The following is a 3,191-nucleotide window of genomic DNA, read 5'->3' on the forward strand; positions in this document are numbered from 1 at the left end:
GCGGCTCTGGAGACCGGCGCGACTGGCGGCCTGGCCGACGGCGTTCAGCGAGTCCGGGGTCATCCGTTCGCGGAACTGGGCCGCCATCGGCGCGGCGAGCGCCGGCACCGGCGCGACGATGCGGTCGGTCCGGCCGATGACGAAGCTGTCCTGGGCGTTCTGCTGCGAGAAGACCTCGTTGCGGCCGCTGGTGAAGACGCCGGCGATGACGCCTTGCCCGCGGCCTGGTCCTGACGGGTCAGGCCCGAGCCGGTCTGGACCGTCGCGCCCACCGAGGCGGCGACGGCGGCGATGTCTTCGTTCCGGCGCAGGCGGGCGGCCAGGGCGTCCGTGCGGGTGCTCAGCAGGCGGGCGTTTTCGCGGGCGACCCAGTTGCGGGCCAGGGCCGTGCGGAAGTCCGCATTGGTCAGCGACGGCAGAGCCGGCGGGATGACCTCGTTGACGCGAACGACGAAGTACTGGCCCTGGCCGGCGTCTACGACCTCGCTCTCCGCCCCGCGGCCTAGGGTCCACATGCTCTGCAGCAGCTGCGGCGGCAGGTTGACCTGACCGCCCTGTTGGGTGCGGCCCTGCTGGCTGACAGGCGGGACCGGGATCACGCGGGCGCCGGCTTCGGCGACAGCGGCGTCCAGAGCCTTGCCGGCCTGGCGGGCCTTCTCATAGGCTTCGACGCGGCGATAGACCGCTGCGCGGGCGTCCTCGGCGCGCAGCTCCTGCACGACCTGAGAGCGCACGTCGGCGAGGGTCGCCGGGCGTCCGGGCGTGATGGCCGTCACCTTGGCCACGACGAAGCCGACCTGAGCCTGAACCGGAGCCGACACCTGGTCGGCGGCCAGGCCGAAGACGGCGGCGGCCACCGCGGCGTCGCTGATCGCGCTGCGCGGCGTGTTGTCGTAGGCGGCCGGTTGAAGGTTGTTGGCTTGGCCGACCGCCTGGGGCGTCTGCCGGCGCGCAGGGCGGCGGCGATGCGATCGGCGGCGGCCTTGTTGGGCGCGGTCAGGGTGACGAAGGTCCGGCGCTCCGGTTGCGACAGGGCGTCGCGGCGGAAGTTGAAGCGTTCCTCGATGCGCGCCTCGGTCACTTCGCCCTGGGCGTCGGCGGGGCTGTCGAACAGGACGACGCTGGCACTGCGGAACTCCGGCAGGCGCAGTTCGGCGGCGTTCTGGTTCATGAAGGCGGTCAGCTGGGCGTCGGTCGGCGCGGGGGCCGAGCCCGCCATCGCCTGGGTGACGCTGAACCAGCGGGCGTCGCGGGTTTCCAGCGCCTGGTTGGCGAACACCGCGCCGTAGATGCGGGGCAGGCGCAGACCCGAGCCCATCGCCGAGCCGTAGTGGCGGGTCAGGATGTCGTCGCGCAGCTCTTTCTCGAAGGTCTCCGGGGTGGCGTTGTTGCGCGCCAGGGCCTCGCGGTACTGCTCCTCGCTGAACTGGCCGGTCACGCTGTCGAAGAAGCCCGGGGCCTGACGGATCTGGCGCAGGACCAGCTCCTTGCCGGGACGCACGCCGGCCCCCCAGGCCCAGGCCATGAAGCCGAGCTGTTCGGAGCGTTGGCGCAGGTATTGCGCCAGGCCGCCGTCGGCGATCATCTCCTCGAAGGTGAGCGACCGGCCGGCCTGCTGCTGAGCGCCTTCGCGGATGCGTTCCATCTCCACGCGGAACTCGGCCTGGCCGACGCTGCGATCACCCGCGCTGATCACATGCTTGGGTCCCAGTTGGGCCAGCAGGTCCAGCTGGGTGCCGCCGGTCACCAGCAGGCCGATGGCCAGCAGGACAAGCAGGCCGATCGCCCATTTGGACTTGGCGAAGGTGCGGAACGCGGTGAGCATGGTCGGTCCTGAACGGATGGGCGGCGAGGGTAGCCGCTTCGGCCTATAGGGGGTGAGCGGGGCGCACGGCAAGATGATGGCGCTCGCGACGCCGGGGAACGGCTTGGCTTGAGCGATTTCCCCGCCTAGAGAGGCGGCCATGAAACAATCCGTGAAGTTGATCGCCGGCAACTGGAAAATGAACGGCGTGGCCGCCAGCTTGGCGGAAGTCGAAGCCCTGGGCGCGGCGCTGGCCGCCGAACCCGCGCCCTGCCGTGTCGCGCTCTGTCCGCCGTCGACCCTGATCGAGCGGCTGGCCCGGGCCGTGGCGGGAAGCGCGATCGAAGTCGGCGCCCAGGACTGCCGCGCCGAGGTTTCGGGCGCCTACACCGGAGACGTCTCCGCGCCGATGTTGAAGGACGCCGGCGCGACCCTGGTCATCCTGGGGCATTCGGAGCGTCGTCAGGGCTATGGCGAGACCGATCTGCTGGTGTCGGCCAAGGCCGAGGCGGCCCTGGCCGCCGGCCTGTCGCCCATCGTCTGCGTCGGCGAGACCCTGGCCCAGCGCGAAGCCGGGCGGGCGGTCGAGGTTGTGCGCAGCCAGGTGCTGAACTCGCTGCCGTTGACCCTGGCCGGCCAGGCCTTCGCGGTCGCCTACGAGCCGGTCTGGGCGATCGGCACCGGCCTGACCCCGACGCTGGAGCAGATCGAGGAGGTCCATCGCGCCGTTCGGACGGCCATGATCGAGCGTCTGGGCCTGGCGGCGGCGCATCCGCCGATCCTCTACGGAGGGTCGGTCAAGCCGGACAACGCCCGCGACATCCTGGCCGTCCCCGAGGTCGGCGGCGCCCTGGTCGGCGGCGCCTCGCTGAAGGCGGCGGATTTCCTGGGCATCATCCGCGGCGCCTGACGGCGCAGGGAACGGGTTCTAGGGATTAGGTTCTTGGGGCGCCTTGCACCTAATCCCCAGCCCCTATTCCCTAGTCCCTCCCTTGATGATAGACGCCGCCGCTTGATCGGCGCGGCTCTGCGCCACACATATCGGCCGCCATGCTCCAGACCATTCTCCTCGTCGCCATGATCCTCATTTCGGTCGCGCTCGCCGGCGTGATCCTGCTGCAGCGGTCCGAAGGCGGCGCGCTGGGCATGGGCGGCGGCCCGTCGGGCATGATGACCGCGCGTGGAGCCGGCAATCTGCTGACCCAGACGACCTGGATCCTGGCGGCCCTGTTCTTCGCCTGCGCCATCGGCCTGACCATCCTGGGCAACATCGAACGTTCCAACCGGTCGATCGTCGACGCCGACGCCGTCGGCGAACTGGCCTCGCCGCCGCCGTCGACGCAGCAGGCTCCGGCCCAGGACCCCTCGGCTCCGGCGCCGGCCCAGC

The 3,191-nt window shown here is 71.2% G+C and carries 3 protein-coding genes and 1 pseudogene; 2 read left to right on the forward strand and 2 right to left on the reverse strand.

Features of this window, described 5'->3' with window-relative positions:
• Positions 1–59: 59 nt before the first annotated feature.
• Positions 60–1,241 carry a peptidylprolyl isomerase gene (locus tag AC2W7C_RS15615; RefSeq protein WP_486002228.1) on the reverse strand — a complete coding sequence of 394 codons (1,182 nt, stop codon included), beginning with the start codon at positions 1,239–1,241 and terminating at the stop codon, positions 60–62.
• Between the two features lie 101 nt (positions 1,242–1,342).
• Positions 1,343–1,966 (reverse strand): annotated as a pseudogene (locus AC2W7C_RS15620) (SurA N-terminal domain-containing protein); the annotation flags it as partial.
• Between AC2W7C_RS15620 and tpiA the strand changes: the two are divergent.
• Positions 1,965–2,714 (forward strand): triose-phosphate isomerase, encoded by a 750-nt coding sequence (gene tpiA / locus AC2W7C_RS15625; protein ID WP_486002226.1) that lies wholly within the window; start codon positions 1,965–1,967, stop codon positions 2,712–2,714. The pseudogene AC2W7C_RS15620 and the gene tpiA sit on opposite strands and share 2 nt — an antisense overlap.
• Before the next feature lie 140 nt (positions 2,715–2,854).
• Positions 2,855–3,191: preprotein translocase subunit SecG (secG, locus tag AC2W7C_RS15630; protein ID WP_486002227.1), on the forward strand; the 337-nt coding region annotated here is incomplete at its 3' end.

Source organism: Brevundimonas sp. CURTG3B2_SDJG (assembly GCF_057364705.1).

What these genes read in the sequence shown, in the direction of transcription:
- tpiA (WP_486002226.1), top strand. Translation starts at nt 1,965, where the DNA reads ATGAAACAATCCGTGAAGTTGATCGCCGGCAACTGGAAAATGAACGGC.